18 protein-coding genes and 1 tRNA gene are annotated in these 16,772 nt (G+C 60.7%); 8 read left to right on the top strand and 11 right to left on the bottom strand.

Features of this window, described 5'->3' with window-relative positions; translation table 11 throughout:
• Positions 1–30: 30 nt before the first annotated feature.
• The 8 genes from ACILSI_RS05315 to ACILSI_RS05350 form a co-directional block, all read right to left on the bottom strand.
• Positions 31–633 carry an NUDIX hydrolase gene (locus ACILSI_RS05315; protein WP_395720814.1) on the bottom strand — a complete coding sequence of 201 codons (603 nt, stop codon included), beginning with the start codon at positions 631–633 and terminating at the stop codon, positions 31–33.
• A gap of 6 nt (positions 634–639) precedes the next feature.
• Positions 640–2,007, bottom strand: a complete 1,368-nt coding sequence (argH, locus tag ACILSI_RS05320; RefSeq protein WP_395720815.1) for an argininosuccinate lyase — start codon at positions 2,005–2,007, stop codon at positions 640–642.
• 69 nt (positions 2,008–2,076) lie between these two features.
• A complete protein-coding gene (locus tag ACILSI_RS05325; RefSeq protein WP_395720816.1) occupies positions 2,077–2,565 on the bottom strand; it encodes a hypothetical protein in 489 nt (162 codons plus the stop codon).
• Positions 2,566–2,570: 5 nt separating this feature from the next.
• Entirely contained in the window at positions 2,571–3,599 is a 1,029-nt protein-coding gene (gene ruvB, locus ACILSI_RS05330; RefSeq protein ID WP_395720817.1) for a Holliday junction branch migration DNA helicase RuvB, read from the bottom strand.
• Between the two features lie 31 nt (positions 3,600–3,630).
• A complete protein-coding gene (locus ACILSI_RS05335) occupies positions 3,631–4,566 on the bottom strand; it encodes an amidohydrolase family protein (protein WP_395720818.1) in 936 nt (311 codons plus the stop codon).
• A 43-nt stretch (positions 4,567–4,609) separates the two neighbouring features.
• Complete coding sequence (locus ACILSI_RS05340; protein ID WP_395720819.1) at positions 4,610–5,932, bottom strand: 3-deoxy-D-manno-octulosonic acid transferase; 1,323 nt, start codon at positions 5,930–5,932, stop codon at positions 4,610–4,612.
• Positions 5,913–6,494, bottom strand: a complete 582-nt coding sequence (gene rsmD, locus ACILSI_RS05345; protein WP_395720820.1) for a 16S rRNA (guanine(966)-N(2))-methyltransferase RsmD — start codon at positions 6,492–6,494, stop codon at positions 5,913–5,915. Before rsmD ends, ACILSI_RS05340 begins: the two co-directional genes overlap by 20 nt.
• A 148-nt stretch (positions 6,495–6,642) precedes the next feature.
• Positions 6,643–7,113, bottom strand: coding sequence for a nucleoside deaminase (locus ACILSI_RS05350; RefSeq protein WP_395720904.1), 471 nt, complete (start codon positions 7,111–7,113; stop codon positions 6,643–6,645).
• Positions 7,114–7,302: 189 nt separating this feature from the next.
• Here ACILSI_RS05350 and ACILSI_RS05355 point away from each other — a divergent pair, with 189 nt between their 5' ends.
• Together ACILSI_RS05355 and ACILSI_RS05360 are read left to right on the top strand one after the other, a co-directional pair.
• Positions 7,303–7,539: a hypothetical protein gene (locus ACILSI_RS05355; protein WP_395720821.1), complete on the top strand. Its 237-nt coding sequence runs from the start codon at positions 7,303–7,305 to the stop codon at positions 7,537–7,539.
• Positions 7,539–7,979 carry a type II toxin-antitoxin system VapC family toxin gene (locus ACILSI_RS05360; protein WP_395720822.1) on the top strand — a complete coding sequence of 147 codons (441 nt, stop codon included), beginning with the start codon at positions 7,539–7,541 and terminating at the stop codon, positions 7,977–7,979. The genes ACILSI_RS05355 and ACILSI_RS05360 overlap by 1 nt, the downstream gene beginning before the upstream one ends.
• 302 nt (positions 7,980–8,281) lie before the next feature.
• Here the strand turns inward: ACILSI_RS05360 and ACILSI_RS05365 are convergent, their stop codons facing one another.
• Positions 8,282–9,415 (bottom strand): PQQ-binding-like beta-propeller repeat protein, encoded by a 1,134-nt coding sequence (locus ACILSI_RS05365; protein WP_395720823.1) that lies wholly within the window; start codon positions 9,413–9,415, stop codon positions 8,282–8,284.
• A gap of 51 nt (positions 9,416–9,466) precedes the next feature.
• On the opposite strand from ACILSI_RS05365, the gene ACILSI_RS05370 reads away from it, so the two are divergent.
• Positions 9,467–10,018 carry a hypothetical protein gene (locus ACILSI_RS05370; protein WP_395720824.1) on the top strand — a complete coding sequence of 184 codons (552 nt, stop codon included), beginning with the start codon at positions 9,467–9,469 and terminating at the stop codon, positions 10,016–10,018.
• A gap of 134 nt (positions 10,019–10,152) precedes the next feature.
• Here ACILSI_RS05370 and ACILSI_RS05375 read toward each other — a convergent pair whose 3' ends face one another.
• Positions 10,153–11,043: a peptidylprolyl isomerase gene (locus tag ACILSI_RS05375; protein ID WP_395720825.1), complete on the bottom strand. Its 891-nt coding sequence runs from the start codon at positions 11,041–11,043 to the stop codon at positions 10,153–10,155.
• Positions 11,044–11,263: 220 nt separating this feature from the next.
• Here ACILSI_RS05375 and ACILSI_RS05380 point away from each other — a divergent pair, with 220 nt between their 5' ends.
• The 3 genes from ACILSI_RS05380 (at position 11,264) to ACILSI_RS05390 (ending at position 14,876) form a co-directional block, all read left to right on the top strand.
• Positions 11,264–12,136 carry a D-alanyl-D-alanine carboxypeptidase family protein gene (locus ACILSI_RS05380; protein ID WP_395720826.1) on the top strand — a complete coding sequence of 291 codons (873 nt, stop codon included), beginning with the start codon at positions 11,264–11,266 and terminating at the stop codon, positions 12,134–12,136.
• Between the two features lie 75 nt (positions 12,137–12,211).
• Positions 12,212–13,426: a hypothetical protein gene (locus ACILSI_RS05385; protein ID WP_395720827.1), complete on the top strand. Its 1,215-nt coding sequence runs from the start codon at positions 12,212–12,214 to the stop codon at positions 13,424–13,426.
• Positions 13,427–13,541: 115 nt separating this feature from the next.
• A complete protein-coding gene (locus ACILSI_RS05390; RefSeq protein WP_395720828.1) occupies positions 13,542–14,876 on the top strand; it encodes a DUF1501 domain-containing protein in 1,335 nt (444 codons plus the stop codon).
• A gap of 57 nt (positions 14,877–14,933) precedes the next feature.
• Here the strand turns inward: ACILSI_RS05390 and ACILSI_RS05395 are convergent, their stop codons facing one another.
• Entirely contained in the window at positions 14,934–15,821 is an 888-nt protein-coding gene (locus ACILSI_RS05395) for a prenyltransferase/squalene oxidase repeat-containing protein (protein ID WP_395720829.1), read from the bottom strand.
• 110 nt (positions 15,822–15,931) lie between these two features.
• On the opposite strand from ACILSI_RS05395, the gene ACILSI_RS05400 reads away from it, so the two are divergent.
• Both ACILSI_RS05400 and ACILSI_RS05405 read left to right on the top strand, forming a co-directional pair.
• Positions 15,932–16,016: transfer RNA gene (locus tag ACILSI_RS05400), tRNA-Leu, on the top strand.
• A 42-nt stretch (positions 16,017–16,058) separates the two neighbouring features.
• Positions 16,059–16,754, top strand: coding sequence for a ubiquinone/menaquinone biosynthesis methyltransferase (locus tag ACILSI_RS05405; protein WP_395720830.1), 696 nt, complete (start codon positions 16,059–16,061; stop codon positions 16,752–16,754).
• The last annotated feature ends 18 nt before the right edge of the window (positions 16,755–16,772 follow it).

Genomic DNA, 16,772 nt, shown 5'->3' on the forward strand with positions numbered 1-16,772 from the left:
AAAAGGGAAGGGGGTTGCGGATGCAGAGGGCTACGGCAGTCCTAGGGCCGCGATCCGTGCGTAGAGAGCCAGCGTCAGGGCGTTGGTGATCGCATTGGCAGCAATCATCCCACGCAGTTCTCCCGCGCTGACAAACCGCACGTCGCTGATGTGCTCGCTTCCATCCGGTTCAGGACGGCTGACGACACACACGGGCTTCGCCGTGAAAAGATAAACGACCTCGTCGGTGAAACCTTGCGAGGGAAAATACCAGCCCAGGGGCTCCAGGGTGCCGTGCTCGTTGTTCAGCACGCAGCCGCACTCCTCGCGCAGCTCGTTCAGCACGGTATGAATGATCGACTCGCGCGTCACCTCGGTGTCGATCTGTCCGGCGGGAAACTCCCACATCGTTTGCATCACCGGCAGACGCTCCTGATGCACCATGACGAAACGACCGTCCTCTAGCACGGGAATCACAGCCACAGCGGCCTTGCGCTGCACCACCATCCACGGCACGTCCGAGCGTCCGCTTGGGGTGTTATACCAGGCGCGTTCCACGCTCACATGCGGGTTCTCAAACGCCATCTCGCTGCGCGTCTTCCGCCAGCCAGGCTCGGCTCCGGGAGTGTAGAGGTCGAATTCCGGGATCTGCATGCCAAGTCACGCGTTCAGAGTCGTCCGCCAGCGAGCGAGCTGGGCCTTCACATTCTGTGGCGAAGGCGCGCCAATGCCCTTCCGGGCCGCCAGGGCCGTTTCGAGGTTCAAACAGGCCGTCACATCGGCCTCGAAGGCCGGCGAGAACTTCTGAAACTCCGCCAACGTCATCTCACCAAAGCCGCGCTTCTGCTCAATCGAGTAAGCCACTAGCTTGCCGATCACTTCATGCGCCTGACGGAAGGGAATGCCGTGATTGACGAGGTAATCGGCTAGATCCGTCGCCAGCAGCATCGGATCGCTCGCCGCTGCGGTGGTTTTGCCCCGGTTCACATCCATGCCGCTGATCATTTCGGTGAAAACTTCTAGCGCGAGAGAGATCGTGTCGATGGAGTCAAACAACGGCTCCTTGTCCTCCTGCAAATCGCGATTGTAGGTCATCGGCAGGCCTTTGAGCAGCGTGAGGATGCTCATGAGGTTGCCAATCAGCCGCGCCGACTTGCCACGCGTCAGTTCTGCCACGTCCGGGTTCTTTTTCTGCGGCATCAACGACGAACCCGTCGTGTGCGCGTCGCTCAACGTCACAAAACCGAACTCGGCACTCGCCCACAGGATCACATCCTCGCTTAGCCGAGACAAATGAACGCCCTGCAATGAGATCGCGAACAGCAGCTCCGCGACGAAGTCACGGTCGCTGACCGCATCCATCGAGTTCTGCGTCACGCCGTCAAAACCAAGCTGCTGCGCTACGAATTCGCGGTCCAGGATGATTGTGCTGCCTGCCAGCGCCCCGGAACCCAGCGGCATCACGTTCAGACGCTTCCGGCAGTCGGCGAGACGTGCCACGTCACGATCCAGCATCTCGACATAGGCCAGCAGATGATGCGCAAACAGCACCGGCTGTCCGCGTTGCAGATGCGTGTAGCCCGGCATCACCGCATCGCTGCCACGTTCGGCGCATTCAATCAGCGCCGCCTGCATGGCGCGGGTGTGTTGGAGGATTGAATCAATCGTCGAGCGGCAGTACAACCGCACATCGGTCGCCACCTGGTCGTTCCGGCTTCGTGCGGTATGCAGTTTGGCACCGGCGGGGCCGATCCGCTTCGTCAGCTCGGACTCGATGTTCATGTGGACGTCTTCCAGCGACTCTTTGAACTCAAAGTTCCCTTTCTCGACCTCGTGGCGGATCTCCAGCAGCCCGGTTTCGATCTTCTCCTGCTCCTCGGTGGTCAAAATACCCGCCTTGAGCAGACCTTTCGAGTGCGCGATGGAACCGGCGATGTCATGGGCGAACAAACGCCAGTCAAACGACACAGATTCTCCGTAGCGCTGCACGAGAGCGCTGGTTTCCTGGGCAAAGCGGCCTTTCCACATAAAAATTCGAGGGGCGCGGAGACTAGCGGCTTTCAGCGCGGGCGCAACCCCGGCGGCAGGAGCAGTTTTTCACCGCACCGGCACGAAGCGCACGATGTTGCGGTGATAGACCTCGCACTCCTTTTTGTGCAGCCAGATGCTGAACCAGAACAGCAGGGCGCCGAAGAGAACCACGAGAAACAACACGGGCCGACCTTTGGGGGATCTGGCGGAGAGCAGAGCGATGCCGCTAAACAGCGTCATCGCGTAGTAGGGCCAGGACCAGTCCTTCCGCCGCTGGGTCTGCTGCTGGATGAGCGGGGCGAATTCCGGGGAACGGGTGGCGAGGATGCGCGGCGTGGCCTTATCCCGCAGGTCGATGTAGGGCCACACACTGGCGCAGGACACGCAGATGACCGCCAGGGCCAGCATGCGGCTCTTTATTTCCCCGAACACGAGCGAGACGATCACAAACACCAGCCCGAGGCCCAGTCCGTAGAGCGGCAGCGGCTCCAGCAGCAGGTGCAGGTACTCCGGATCGCGGATGTTTTGCCAGAGGGTGGTGAGTTCCTGCCACATGACATTTACTCAAAGAGTTCCTTTTGGGCACTGACCGGCGGTGGCAGGCCGAGCTTCTTGTAGGCCGCAGGCATGGCGACGCGGCCACGCGGGGTGCGTTTGAGGTAGCCTTGCATGACGAGGTAGGGCTCATGCACGTCCTCCAGGGTGCTGGTGTCCTCGCCCACGGCGACAGCGACGCTGCCCATGCCGACGGGACCGCCGTCGAACTTGCCGATGATGGTCTCCAGGATGCGGCTGTCCATCTCGTCGAGGCCGGACTCGTCGATGTCGCGCATGCTGAGCGCCAGACGGGCGACTTCTTCGGTGACGACGTTCTGCGCCTTCACCTGCGCGAAATCACGCACCCAGCGCAGCAGGTGATTGGCGATGCGCGGCGTGCCGCGTGAGCGGCGGGCGATCTCGTGCGCGCCCGCGGCCTCGATGGGCACATTCATGAGGCGGGCGGAACGCATGAGGATGTGCTGGATCTCCTCGGAGGTGTAGTAATCGAGCCGGTTCGGGATGCCGAAGCGGGAACGCATCGGTGCGGTGAGTTTTCCGGCACGGGTGGTGGCACCGACAAGGGTGAAGGGAGGCAGATCGAGCCGGATCGTGCGTGCTTTGGGCCCCTGGTCGATGATGATGTCGAGCCGGAAGTCCTCGATCGCAGGATACAGGTACTCCTCGATGCTGGGATGCAGACGGTGGATTTCGTCGATGAAGAGGATGTCGCGCTCCTGCAAATTGGTCAGGATACCCGCGAGATCGCCCGCGCGTTCGATTTGAGGGCCGCTGGTGGTGTGCAGCTTGGTGCCGACGGAGTTGGCGATAAGATTGGCGAGCGTGGTCTTGCCCAGGCCGGGCGGGCCGCAGAGCAGGACGTGGTCGAGCGACTCGCCGCGCATCTTTGCGGCCTCGACCATGACGAGGAGCTGCTCCTTGACCTTCGTCTGGCCGTGGAACTCGGCAAAATCGCCCGGACGCAGGGCGAGATCGAAAGGCGAGTCAGGTTCGTTGAGCGCGGGGTTCACCGCAGCATGTAGAGCGAGCACAGCGCGGGGCGCAAGAAGCCGGAGCGCTGTTTTAAGCCAAGCGGAAGAGCTTCTTCGAGTTCTCAAAGAGGATTTTGCGCTCCACGGCCTTGCTGGGCGCGAGTTTGCGGATGGCGGCGAGGGTGGCGGCTCCCTGGCAGCCGGGGCCGCGGCCCAAGTGGTCGGCGCAGTCGCTGCCGTAGAGGACTTTGTCCTGATGGCGGTCAAAGAAGGCGGTGGTGTGCTCCTCGTCACGCGTGAGCGCCAGCAGGCCGCTGCCTGCGGACATGTCGGCAAACATGTTCGGGTAATCGGCGAGGTAGCGGTCCGTCAGGCCGCCGGGGGTGATCTTGCCTTTCGGGTAGTTCACTTTCGCGTCGTGATTCTTGTCGATGTTGCCCCAGAACGCCTGCGCATGGCCGATGAAGATGGTCTTGGGAAACTTGGCCAGCATCGTGTGAAAACGGTCGTAGCCGAGGTTGTAGGTTTGATGCTGGAAGTGCAGAAGGATGGGCACGTTGTAGGCGGCGGCCAGTTCGTAGAGCTTCTGGCTCTCAGGCGAGTCGCACTCCACCTTGAACTTTTGCTCGGCGATCATGCACGCGCCCTGCTTGAGCCACATCTCGATTTCAGCCGGGGCGGAGCCGAGGTCCGTCACCTCATTGCAGGCCCAGAGATAAGACTCAGGCCGCGCTTGGGCAAAGTCACGCGCCCAGGCGGTTCCAAGACATTTGGCGGCGAGGCCGTTGGAGCGGCCTTCATGGGTGGAGGGCCGGTTGACCATCGTTCCACCGGGCAGAATGATGGATTTCGTCACGCCCATCGCCTTTTGATGCAGCACCAGATGCGCATCCGTGCGCAGGTGGTAGTTCATGTGCTGATGGATGTCGATCACCGGCTCGGCGGGGGCGTCGGTCTGCGCGAAACCGCGTGAGGCGAGGGCGCTGAGGCTGGTGGCGAGGAAGGAGCGGCGGCTGAGAATGTTCATGGCGTGCGCTTACTACGCCGCCAGCCAGGAAGGTTTGTCGCTCTTAGCTCAGCAGGCGTTCTGCGCTGCGCTGCGTGGCACCTTCGTGTGCTTGCAGCGCCTGGTGGCCTGCCTGGGCCATGTGGGCGGCTTTCGTCTTGTCTTGCAGCAACGCGAGGCAGGCGGTGGTCAGTGCATCAAAGTCCGCGACCTGCTGCGCGCCTCCTTTTTTGAGCAGCAACTCGACGAGCGGTGTGAAGTTCTCCATGTGCGGGCCGAAGAGAACGGGCTTCTGCGCCAGCGCGGCTTCGGCGGGGTTTTGGCCGCCTTCAGCGAGGAAACTTTTGCCAACGACAACCAGCGTGGCGAGGTGCTGCCATGCGGCGAGTTCGCCCGTGGTGTCGATGACGAAGACGGGGGCGTTTGAATCGACGCGTGAGCCGGAAATGCTGCGCAGGGCAGGGGAAAGGCCGATGGTTTTGAGCGCGGCGGTGATCTCAGCGCGGCGCTCGACATGACGTGGCACGATGAGCAGCGCGAGATCGCGGATTTTCTCACGCAGGCGCTGGAAGACGCGGGCGAACTCGATTTCCTCGCCTGCGTGTGTGCTGGCGGCAAGGAGGATGGGCTGTGTCGATGCGATGCCGGTTTGCGTGAGCACGTTGCGCAATTCGTCGATCTTCGCAGCGGGGACGGTGGATCCTTCAGGATCGTACTTGATGCTGCCGGTGAGGTGGATGCGGCCGCGCTCGACGTCAAAGCTCTCCCAGCGGGCGATGTCGTCCTCTTCCTGCACGAGAATCTGTTTCAGCATGCCGAAGATGGGGCCGACGAGACGGCGGAACTTGCGGTAGCGGCGCTCACTGCGCGGCGAAAGACGCGCGTTGACGAGGGAGACCGGAATGCCGAGGCGTTCGGCGGCGGAGGTCAGATTCGGCCACACTTCGGCCTCGACGAGCACGAGTTGCGTGGGTTGGATGCGCTCCAGCATGAGTCGGCCGACGCCAGGAAGATCGACGGGGCTGAAAATAGCGACGACTCGACCAGTATGCTGCGCCGCAAGCTCAGCAGCGAGCGCATGGCCGGTGGGCGTGGTGGTACTGAGCACGATGCCGAGATCGGCGTGTGTTTTGAGCAGTCGTGTGATGAGTTTTTTGGCGACACCGACTTCACCGACGCTGACGGCATGTACCCAGAAGCGTTCGCGTTGAGGAAGCGCGTCGATCGCCTTTTTTGTGTCCTCATCGAAACAACCCACGCGTTGCGCGAGATCACGCCAGCGGCCGTTGCGACGGCGCATTTTCACGATGGCACCGGGCAGCATGCAGACGAGACCCAGGGGCAGCGCCAGATTGTAGAGAGTGAGGCTAAGGGCTTTCGATGCCATGCGGGAGTTTGCGCAGCCAGACGATGCGGGTGGAGCCGTAATTGCGGTCGGTCAGCACCTCCCAGCCGGGCCAGCTTTTCGTTTCGCGGTTGAAGTGGTGACTTTCGAGAATGAGGTGGCTCTCTGCATGCAGCAGCGCGGGCAGGGCCTCGTCGGCGAGCAGTTTTGCGACGAAATCCGTGTCCGCATCGCAATGCGTGTACGGCGGGTCGGCGAAGAGGAGATCGAACTGCTTGCCATCGCGTTGCAGCAGCGGCAGCAGGCGGAAAACATCGCTTTGACGCACGGTGGCCCCGGTGAGCTTGGTTTTGGCGATGTTGCGGCGGATCACCTCACACGCGCCTTTGTTTTCATCCACCATCATGGCAGACGCGGCCCCCCGGCTCAGGCATTCGAGGGCGATGGCGCCCGTGCCAGCGAAAAGATCGAGCACGTGCGCACCAGGAACGAGTTCGCCGAGCATCGAGAACACAGCCTGCCGCACACGATCCTGCGTGGGTCGCGTGACGGTTTTCGGGACTTCAAGGGCAAGCCCGCCTGCTGTGCCGGAGATGATGCGCACCCGTTTCCTTTAGCGGGGCAAGGTTCGGGGTTCAAGGTTTCTTGCCAGAGGTTTGAATGATGAAAGCAGGATGGCAGGGAATGAATCCGATCCTTGCCTTCCCGCGGCGGTCAGGTTTTGACGGCATGTCCGTCAGACAAGCTTGGGTTCAGTAGAGAATCTTGTCCGCCTTGGCGTGCCAGGAGGCAAAGACCTGTGTCGCCTCATCATGAAGCATTTGCTGCATGGGCAGGCGTCGCTGAGAGATCGGCAGCGCCAGTTCGTGGTAAATGAGCGCGTCATCAAAACCGATGGCCGCCGCATCTTCCCGGCTGGCGGCATACACGAGTCGATCCAGTCTGGCCCAGTAGGCGGCGGCCAGGCACATCGGGCAGGGCTCGCAGCTCGTGTAGAGGGTGCAACCCTCCAAAGAAAACCGGCTGAGTCGTGAGGCCGCAGAACGGATCGCCATGACTTCCGCGTGGGCGGTCGGATCATTGATGCTGGTGACCTGGTTCCAGCCCTCGGCAATGACCCGGTTCTCATGCACGATCACCGCGCCAAAGGGGCCGCCATGACCGGCTTCCATGTGTTGCCGGGAGAGTTCGATGGAGTTCTTCAGGAAGTCGTTGTCGGTCATCATGGCTGAACTTCTAGACGTGAATCATGGCTCCGCAGGCTCTTCTGCAATCATCGTGTGACGAGTGGTGGGATATGCTGGGTGGCTTCCACCGTGCCGGAGATGATGCGCACCTGTTTCCTTTAGCGGGGCAAGGTTCGGGATTCAAGGTTTCTTGCCATGACATCCACTTTGTCTTAATCTCCAGCCATGAGCGCCAGAGATGCCATCATCAACGAGATCAAGCTCGCCCCCGAGTCGCTGGTGCGTGAGACCTATGATTTCATCCAGTCGCGCAAAAGTCAGCGCGGGCAGGAGCAGGCGGCAGTCGCAACTGCGCCGCAGGCAAAGCCTGATTTCCTGGCGCGGCAAAAGATCCTGTTCGGCGACCGTGTGGTGGCTGATTCCCAGGTGGTGCTGGATGAACTGCGAGCTGAGCGCTTCTGATGCGTTACTTTGACACCGGAGTACTGCTGAGGCTCTACCTGCCTGAGCCGCGTACGGCTGAGGCGGTGGCTCTGGTGAATGCGAGTCCCAATCTTCCTCCCATCACGCTGCTGCATGAATTGGAAATGCGCTCTGCTCTACGCCAAAAAGTGGGACGTGGTGAGCTGACTCTGACGGAATGCGAGGTGTTGATCTCCCAAATGGAAGCCGATCTCGCCAGTGGTGTGCATGAGCGGCTGACGGCAGTCTGGCAGGATGTTTTTGCCACGGCGGAGTCCCTTTCTGCCACGCATGGAGTGACGACGCTGTGCCGTTCGCTGGACACGCTGCATGTGGCCTTGGCAGTTGAACTCGGAGCCACGGAGTTTTGCACTTTTGACCAACGACAGTCCCGAATGGCCGAAGCGGCAGGGTTGGCGGTGATTGTGGAAGCTGTGTGAACGACTTGCTCGAGATGATGCAAGGCGGGAAGCTATCGCAGCCATGTCAGGAGTTTGGTAACCCAAGCAGAGGCTTCAGCGTTGTTGGCGATGAGGCCGATGGCAGCTCCCGCAGCCAAAACTAGAAAGCCAAGCGAACGGAGAATCGCTGGCAGGTGTGGCCCCAGCGTTTCCATGTAGCGCCGGTGCTGCTCAGGTGTCCAAGGGCGAGGTTTTGTTTTCATCGCCGCATCAACTATACACCCCCGATGAAACGGCAAGGATATTGAGCGGAAAAATCCGGGGGTCTCAGTGCGGTCTGGTCACTTCCCGTTCTTGAAGCAGTAAAGCACGCCATCATCCGCACCGAAGATGACGTAGTCACCAGCGATGGCGGGTGAGGTTTTGACGGGGGCACCGAGTTCGTTGTGCCAGACTTCTTTGCCGCTGGCGAGGTCGAGGGCGTACACATAGCCGTCGTCGCTGCCGAAGAGGGCGGTTTTGCCGGCGCAGATGACGGCGCTGCTGTCGATGCGGTCGCGGGCGCGGAATTCCCAGAGTTGCTTGCCGGTGACGCGGTCGATGGCGTGGAAGCGCTTATCTCTGCCGCCGACATAGACGGCTTTTTCCCAGATGGCGGGGGCGGCGTAGTATTCGAACTCGCGCTCGCCGTATTCCCAGACCCGCATGCCGTCGGCGATGCTGTAAGCGCCGACGCGATTGCCGTAGTGGCTGACGTAGATGACGCCGTCGGCGATGGCGACGTTGTTGCCGATGTAGGCTCCGACTTCGATCTGCTTTTCTTCTTTGCCGGTCTTCACGTCATGCACGTGCAGGACGCTGTCGCAGCCGCCGAAGACGACTTTGCCTTCGCCGACAGCGGCACCGCCGTTGATGTAATAGCCAGTTTCGGCGGACCATTCCTTTTTGCCGGTCTTCGCGTCGAGGGAGTACACGTTGTAGTCGTAGGAGCCAATGATGATTTTTTGCGCCTTGGTTTCGGGATCGGTCCAGACGTTGGCGGCGGCGTGGATTTCGGCCTGGGTCTCAAACTTCCAGGCTTCTTTGCCGGTGTCGGCGTTCCAGGCATAGACGAAGCCGTCCTGGCACCCGGCGACGACGAGGTCGGCTGCGAAGGCGGCGGCACCGTCGAAAGCGCCCTTGGCCTCGGCTTTCCACTTCTCTTTGCCGGTGGTGAGGTCGAGACAGAAGAATTTGCCGTCTTTGCAGCCGGCATAGACTTTGCCTGCACGCACGACGGCGCTGGAGACGAGCATTTCATTTTGGCCCTTGGGTTTGTCCATGAGCTTGAACTGCCAGGCGAGTTCGAGGGGGAATTTCAGCTCGACGGGCGAGGTGCCGGTCATGGCCTCATCGCCACGCGAGTGAATCCAGTCGGCGTTTTGAGCCTGGACGGCGGTGGCGAGGAGAAGGCACAGGAAAATCGTGAAGCGCATGAGTTTGGACTGTGAAACTGGCCTGGGATACGCTTTGTTTCAAACAAGCCGATGCCTGATCACGATCTCCAGCAACCGCCGCCGATCCCGCCTGACCTGCGGTGCGAGTACGAGGAGCGTCCGTTTCAGCACTGCACGCGCTGTGGCGAGTCGCTGCCGGATTTTCCAGGCGGGTTCCAAATCTCGAAAGCCTACAAGCGTGGCGAGTGCGTGATGGAGTACGCGCTGTGCGATCACTGCCGGGCAAAGATGATGGAGGAGTTCTCCCAGGAGTCGAAGAAGCGGTTGGCGCAGTTTCAGGACGAGGAGGTGACGCTGGACCGCGGCCTGGAATCGTGCGCGGTGTGCAATGCGCCTCGTCACGCGAAGGGCATGGATGATTTCGTGATCACCGGCGTGTGCGAGGGCCTGGCGCTGCTGCACAGCGTCATGATCTGTGGGAAATGCGGTGACACGGTGCAGGGGATGATCTCGCAAAAGACACGGGACACTTGGCGGCGTTTTGTAGATGACAATTTTCCTGGTCCGCCGCCGGAGGATTCACTGCCGGAGCCGGAGGAGGTGTTCCGAACGCCGGTGCCGGTGATGTCGAAGGCGCATTAAAATGACGAAATCAGAATGACGAATGACGAAGGAATGCCGAAGCCCCAGTGACTCCATTGGCATTCGGCCTTCGATATTCTTTCGTCATTTGATGACGGCGATGAGCCAAGACGTTTGGTAATTCTCCAAACCGTTCAATGGCCGCAGTTGGCCCCTTCTTCAGGATCGGTGTCCTCGATCTTGGCGGCGGTTTTGAGCTCTTCGAGGAAGGCGTTGAACTTTTTGTCGCGGTGCTCTTCGAGGAAGCGATTTTTTACGTCTTCCTTCACCTCGTCGAACGGGCGGGCGACGGAGGGATTGCGACCGGTGACGGTGCAGACGTGGAAGCCGAGCTGAGTGGTGAAGACAGGGCTGATCTCACCCTCGCCCATGGAGAAGGCGATGGTCTCGAACTCTTCCATGAATTCGCCGCGCTTGAACCAGCCGAGGTCGATCTGCTGCTGTTCGTCGGCTCGGTGCTCCTCGGCCAGCTTGGCGAATTCAGCTCCGGCGAGGAGCTGGGAGCGGAGATCACGCATGGCCTGATAAACGTCCTGGCGGCTGGTGGCTCCCTGGAGGCTTTTGGTGATATGGGAGGCCTTGATCTGCTCGTCGGTCATGTAGTGCTTCAAATTGGCCTCGTAGCAAGCCCGCAGCTCGGCCTCGGTGGGCTCGGGTTCGGGGGCGTAGATGGCCTGAAGCGTTTTGTCGAGCCGTACGCCACCCGCGATGTTATCACGAATGAGGGCGGCGTCTTTAACGGGGACGCCGATGTTCATGTAGAACTGCGCCTCACCGCCGGCCTCTTCGATGAGCTTGTTGAGTCGTGCGGTCACCTCTTCCTCGGCGATTTCCGGGAAGCGGCGTCGGCTTTCCTGATTGAGCAGGACACGGGAGATGAGGTTGTCCTTGGCCATGCCGCGAAATTCAGGGTCACGCTCACAGCAGGCGACCTGAAGGGTGCGTTCGTAGTGTCCTTTGATCTGGCGGAATTCCGCCTCGATGATTTCTTCGTCGATGTGTTCGCCGTTGATGATGAGAGCCATGGTGGCGACCATGGAGCGGGTGTGGAAGGGCGCAAGGTTTGACAACAAGAGCGTGGTGGCCTAGATGCCCTGCGTGCCGTGTCTGAGATCGGCATGAAAACTGCGGATTTGCGCTGCGTTGCCTTCCATGATGATGAAATTGACCCAGCTATTGATGACAGCGGCGACCGCTTGGTCGTTGGTGAGTTGTGCCAGCGAACCGGTGACGAGAGCGATTCCTGTGCCAGCTGGCCCCACCCAGTACCTGGCCGACACCACGCCGGAAGGCGACGGCAACCCTTATGCTCAGAACGTCATGCTGCCCGAGAGTCCGATGACGGTGGTGAGTTCCGGGCCGACGATCCGCGCCGCGTCCTATTTGCTGCTGGACGCGCGCAGCGGTCAGCATCTGGCGGGACGTAATTTCGAAACCGCCCGTGCTGTGGCCAGCACACAGAAGTTGGTGACCGCGCTGGTGGTGCTGGACACGGGCAATCTGGACAAGATGGTGCGCGTTCAGGCCTCCGACGTGGCCGTGGAGCCGACTCGAATGGGCTTGAAGCCCGGCGAGGTCTATTCGCGGCGCACGCTTCTCTACGCTTTCCTGGTGAAGAGCTGCAACGACATCGCCAACGTTCTCGCACGAGACAACGCTGGCAGCATCAGCGCGTTTGCAGCGAAAATGACCGCCAAGGCGCGGTCTCTGGGCTGTACAAACTCGAATTTCAAAAATCCGCACGGTCTGACGGTTCCAGGGCAGTACTCCACCGCCCGTGACATGGCACGGGTGGCGATGGCCGCGTATCGCAACGGCGTCATTCGCGACGTGGTGCGGCGCAAGTATTACACCTTCCACCGGGCGGACGGTCGCAGTGTCACGGTGGAGAACACGAACGATCTGCTGGGTGTCATGCCCGAGTGCAACGGCATGAAAACGGGATACACCGTCGCCAGCGGACGCTGCCTCATCTCCAGTGCCGCCAGCGGCGGGCGCGAGGTGATTCTGGTTCAGCTTGGGACCAAGACCAAATACATCTGGGACGATGCCCGCCTGATGATGAGCTGGGGGTTGCAACGTCTCCGTTCACGCGGAGGTGTGGCGTTTAACTGGTGAGTAAAAAATGAACGATGCGCCAGTTGCGGAGGTGTATGAACATAGACAAAGTCTGAGTCCCCAAAAAACGTCCGCATGCCGGCCACCAAACTCGTCTGCCCCCACTGCGAAAAAACTGTCGAAATCCAAGTTTCGGCCGTCACGCGCTCACGCCCGTGCCCGGAGTGCGGGGAAATGGTGATGTTGCAGATGGCGGAGAAGAGCACGAAAACGAAGCGTCGTGCGCTGCTGATGAACCAGGCCGAGCCGACGGCGGCAGACACTCCGGCGCAGCCTGAGCCTGACCAGGAACCGCAGCCTCTGCCCGGCGATGCTTTTGATCGCATGCGCATGGACCCCGAGGTGCGGCACTTCCGTCAACGGTTGGTTTTTGGGGGTGGTTTTGTGGCCTTCATCGTCATCGTGCTTCTCGCGACCAGCTTGTATCAGTCTTATCGTGAAAAAGAGGCCATGCTCAGGCTGTTTGGCACTGAAAAAGTTCAGGGCGGCAGCCTGCTCTCCAAAGACAAAAGCGCTACGGGGCTGGAAGCATCCATGATCACCCCGGAGGAATCCTTGCCTCCTGTGACTACTGGCAACCTCGTCTTTCGTCCCACGGGCAGCGACCAGCTCAAGACTGCCACCGTACAGTCAGCCGGAGACGTGGCGTCTGCCAATCTTGCTCGTCTGGCGTCTGCCGAGGAGACGCTGCGTCAGTTTTTGCAGGCTCCGAACTGGAAACAGCGCGCGCTTTTGGTGCGCGACCAGCTTCGTGTGGCGCCCTTGATGAGCCTCTACTACGAGAAGAATGCCGACGGCCCGGTGATGTTTGATTCCATCGTCGAGGCGGCCGAGGTTTCCGCGCGGTTTTCCGAGCATGTCGTCGTCTTCGAGGGGGGCGGTCGAAGGCTGGCCACCGTGGAGCACACTCCCTCAGGCCCACGGGTGGACTGGGAGTCGTTTGTTGGCGCGGGAGAAATGGCCTGGTCCAGTTTCCTCGAAACGAAAGTTCCCTCCGCGCGGTTGTTCCGTGTTCTGGTGTCTCCTGCCGGTCATTTTGAAAACCAGTTCGGAGATCCGTCCACGTTGCAATGCTACAGTCTGCGCAGCATCTCCGAACCTGGGGCCAAGGTGGTTTACGGCTATGTGGATCGCCAAGGTCCGCTGGCCAAGGAGTTGAATTACTGGCTGGAGCAAAGCAGCGAGGCCACGGTGCCGATGATTTTGCGATTGAAGTTCCCCCCGGACGCGCCGGTGGACTTCCAAGTCTGGATTCACCAGGTGGTTCAGGCCGGTTGGGTGGTCAAATAAGACTGGCCTTGCCTGAATCCCACGATTAATGAAATTTTTCGCAAGATATGCAAGATCGAGGGGCGCTCCTCGTAACTCCTCACGATTCCAGCAACAACACCCCACTGCCTCTAAAATGAAAATGCATCCTCTCTGCCAAGGCAACCACCTTGATCTGCGCTCCGGTGCCAGCCGCCGCGACTTCCTCTACGTCGGCATGCTCGGCGGTCTCGGCCTCACGCTTCCCGACATGCTGCGTCTTCAGGCTGCGGCCGTCATGCCAGAGGTGGAAACCTTCAAGCCGATCGCTGATTCAGTGATTCACATTTATCTGCCTGGTGGCATGGCCCAGCATGAGTCTTGGGATCCGAAGCCCTTTGCCTCCCCGGACTACCGCGGCCCTTACACGCCGATCAAGACCTCCATTCCGGGCGAATACGTCGGCGCCAAGTTTGAAAAGATCGCCCAGATCATGAACAAGCTCACCGTCATCCGCTCCATGACCCACGGTGAGGCTGCCCATGAGCGCGGCACACACAACATGTTCACCGGCTACCGCCCAAGCCCGGCGATCAAGTTCCCAAGCTACGGCTCGATCATCTCGCACGAGCAGGGCAGCCGTAACAACCTGCCGCCTTATGTGGCCGTGCCGAGCGTGTTTGCACCTGAGCAGGGCACCGGTTACATGAGCAGCGCCTTCGGGCCGTTTGCCTTGGGCAGTGATCCTGCTGACAAGGGCTTCAGCGTTCGCGATTTGCTCACTCCCAAAGACGTGGATGAGAAGCGTTTCGACCGTCGTCGCAATCTCCTGGGCGCTGTTGACGAGCACTTCAAGGCCGTCGAAAAATCCGACGCCATCAGCGCCATGGACAGCTTCTACCAGTCCGCCTACGGCCTGATCAGCAGCCAGAAAGCCCGCGAAGCCTTCGATATCTCGAAGGAAAGCGACAAACTTCGTGATGAATACGGCCGCAATTCCGCCGGTCAGCGTTTCCTCTTGGCCCGCCGCCTCGTGGAAGCCGGTGTTCGCATGGTTTCCGTCAACTACGGCGGCTGGGATCACCACTCCAATATTAAGAGCGCCTTCGACGGCCAGGCTCCGAACTTCGATCAGGCTTTCGCCCGCCTCATCACCGATCTCTCGGATCGCGGCATGCTCAAGAAGACCCTCGTCATTGTCAGCTCCGAATTCGGCCGCACGCCGAAGATCAACGGCACCAATGGTCGTGACCACTGGCCTCGCGTGTTCTCCGTCGCCATGGCAGGTGGTGGTGTCAAAGAAGGCTACATTCATGGTGCCTCTGACGCCCTCGGTGGTGAGCCTGATCGCGATGCGGTCGGCCCGGAAGATCTTGCCAAGACCATGTATCGCCTCCTCGGCATCAACGGCGAGAAGCGCATCATGGCCGACGGCGTCCGCCCGATCGACATCGTCAACGGTGGTCGCATCCTCACGGAAGCCCTCGCTTAAACCGACGAAGAAAGTTCCAACGAGAAACCCGGACAGCGATGTCCGGGTTTTTTGTTTTCAGAGGCTCAGATGTCCGAGTGCCAGCAGTCCGTAGTAGGTGTACTCGCAGTCCAGCATGTCATCCGTCCAGTTGCCGTGGAATCCCCCGGCCGCGTTCCAGAGTGAATCGACAAAATCCAGGCACGGCTCCTTGAGGCGTGAAAAGTCTGCCTGTACCGCGTCCAGCGCATGCAAGGCCACGGCGGTGGAGAGCAGATCGGGCAGGGGAGCGGCAGGCAGGGCCAGGAAACCGCCTTGCGGCAGGCATTGGCGCATCAGCCAGTCCACCGCCTCGGGCGGTGGTGGCATGTCCATGTGCCGGTGCAGCGCTACCATGGCCGCCGTGGCGGTGGTGGAGCCCACAGGGATTCCCGGCTCGTTCGACCAGGCGCCATCCGGTGTTCGGAGGCCGCCCATGCACTCCGCCAGTCGCCAGGGCTCAGGTGGCAGCCCGCCGAGGTCTTGATAGGCCCCCCAGGCGAGCAGACAGCCATAGGCGCTGCCTTTTTTTCTGTTGGGAGCTTGATGATACCCGCCGTCCGCGCAGCGAAACGCCTCCACACGCGCCGCCAATGCCTCGCGTGATGCTATGGGGAAATCGTTCATACCCGCGTTTGCCCAGCAGCGTGCCAGACAGCATAGATGCACGAAATCAAGACCCGCCCCGTCATTAAAACCTGCCAGCCATGGCCTCACGTCCGGGATTTTCGCCGCATCCAAAGACAGCGCCTGCAAGCCCTCCAGGCCAAACACGGTGTAGTAGAGGTCGGGCTTGTCATTGCGGTCCAAAAAGCCGCCCTCAGGCGCGATGCGAGAGCGATAAAACGCCTCCACCAACTCCGCCGATTCCCCGAGCAGTTTGGGGGCTAGGCGCGCGACTTGCAGCATCTCAAGACGAAAAGACATGCGGTGCGACTAAACCGCGCATCGGGGCATCGCCAGAAGAAACTCATTTTCCCGCTTGAGATATTCCTGCCTTGGTCAAAACTCGCCATCCGGTCATCCCGACCCCATGTGCTCACGTGGCGGAATTGGTAGACGCGCTAGATTCAGGTTCTAGTGAGTAACATCGTGCTGGTTCGAGTCCAGTCGTGAGCACCATCCCCTTGGCAGTTCGCCTCGGGGGGCCGGTTTTCGTTCACCATGCAAGACGCAGGATTCGTGAGGCAGGCATTTGCGGGAATCGCATCGCGTTATGTGCTGGCGAACCATGTTTTGAGTCTTGGCATCGACTGCCTTTGGCGTCGCACCACCGCGAAGCGCATCGCCACGCTCAAGCCTCGGCGCATTCTCGACCTCGCCACCGGCAGCGGTGATCTCGCCCAGGCTGTGCAGTCGGCTTGTCCCGATGCGAAGGTGCTCGGCGCGGATTTTTCTGTGCCGATGATGCGGGAGGCGCAGGCCCGCCGCTTCCACTCCCTCATCGCCGCAGACGGGATGGCCCTGCCATTTCAAGACGGTGTCTTCGATGTGCTCACCGTTGCCTTTGGCCTGCGGAACATGGCTTCCTGGCCTGCCGCTCTTCAGGAAATGAGTCGTGTGCTGCGCCCAGGCGGCCGTTTGTTCGTGCTCGACTTCTCCATCCCGCGTTTTCCCGGCATCCGGCAGCTTTACCTCTTCTACTTGAAGCAGGTCATGCCGCGCATCGCCGGCTGGATCACGGGCAAGCGCGAGGCCTATGTTTATCTCTGCGGCTCCATTGAGCGCTTCCCCTCTGGCAAGGACATGGAGGCACTGATTCGCGCCAACGGCTTCCAATCCGCCACCACCACGCCGCTCACCTTTGGCATCGCCTCCCTCTATGAGGCCCGGAAAGCGGCCGATTCTGCCCTTGGCTGAGCTAGGGTTGGTGGTGAT

Source organism: Prosthecobacter sp., from assembly GCF_044232965.1.
GTDB lineage: Bacteria > Verrucomicrobiota > Verrucomicrobiia > Verrucomicrobiales > Verrucomicrobiaceae > Prosthecobacter.

What these genes read in the sequence shown, in the direction of transcription:
- ACILSI_RS05340 (WP_395720819.1), bottom strand. Translation starts at nt 5,932, where the DNA reads ATGGCATCGAAAGCCCTTAGCCTCACTCTCTACAATCTGGCGCTGCCC.
- ACILSI_RS05335 (WP_395720818.1), bottom strand. Translation starts at nt 4,566, where the DNA reads ATGAACATTCTCAGCCGCCGCTCCTTCCTCGCCACCAGCCTCAGCGCC.
- ACILSI_RS05370 (WP_395720824.1), top strand. Translation starts at nt 9,467, where the DNA reads ATGCCTGATCACGATCTCCAGCAACCGCCGCCGATCCCGCCTGACCTG.
- ACILSI_RS05405 (WP_395720830.1), top strand. Translation starts at nt 16,059, where the DNA reads ATGCAAGACGCAGGATTCGTGAGGCAGGCATTTGCGGGAATCGCATCG.
- ACILSI_RS05350 (WP_395720904.1), bottom strand. Translation starts at nt 7,113, where the DNA reads ATGACCGACAACGACTTCCTGAAGAACTCCATCGAACTCTCCCGGCAA.
- ACILSI_RS05395 (WP_395720829.1), bottom strand. Translation starts at nt 15,821, where the DNA reads ATGTCTTTTCGTCTTGAGATGCTGCAAGTCGCGCGCCTAGCCCCCAAA.
- ACILSI_RS05385 (WP_395720827.1), top strand. Translation starts at nt 12,212, where the DNA reads ATGCCGGCCACCAAACTCGTCTGCCCCCACTGCGAAAAAACTGTCGAA.
- ACILSI_RS05355 (WP_395720821.1), top strand. Translation starts at nt 7,303, where the DNA reads ATGAGCGCCAGAGATGCCATCATCAACGAGATCAAGCTCGCCCCCGAG.
- ACILSI_RS05390 (WP_395720828.1), top strand. Translation starts at nt 13,542, where the DNA reads ATGAAAATGCATCCTCTCTGCCAAGGCAACCACCTTGATCTGCGCTCC.
- ACILSI_RS05375 (WP_395720825.1), bottom strand. Translation starts at nt 11,043, where the DNA reads ATGGCTCTCATCATCAACGGCGAACACATCGACGAAGAAATCATCGAG.
- ACILSI_RS05325 (WP_395720816.1), bottom strand. Translation starts at nt 2,565, where the DNA reads ATGTGGCAGGAACTCACCACCCTCTGGCAAAACATCCGCGATCCGGAG.
- ACILSI_RS05315 (WP_395720814.1), bottom strand. Translation starts at nt 633, where the DNA reads ATGCAGATCCCGGAATTCGACCTCTACACTCCCGGAGCCGAGCCTGGC.
- ACILSI_RS05360 (WP_395720822.1), top strand. Translation starts at nt 7,539, where the DNA reads ATGCGTTACTTTGACACCGGAGTACTGCTGAGGCTCTACCTGCCTGAG.
- argH (WP_395720815.1), bottom strand. Translation starts at nt 2,007, where the DNA reads ATGTGGAAAGGCCGCTTTGCCCAGGAAACCAGCGCTCTCGTGCAGCGC.
- ACILSI_RS05365 (WP_395720823.1), bottom strand. Translation starts at nt 9,415, where the DNA reads ATGCGCTTCACGATTTTCCTGTGCCTTCTCCTCGCCACCGCCGTCCAG.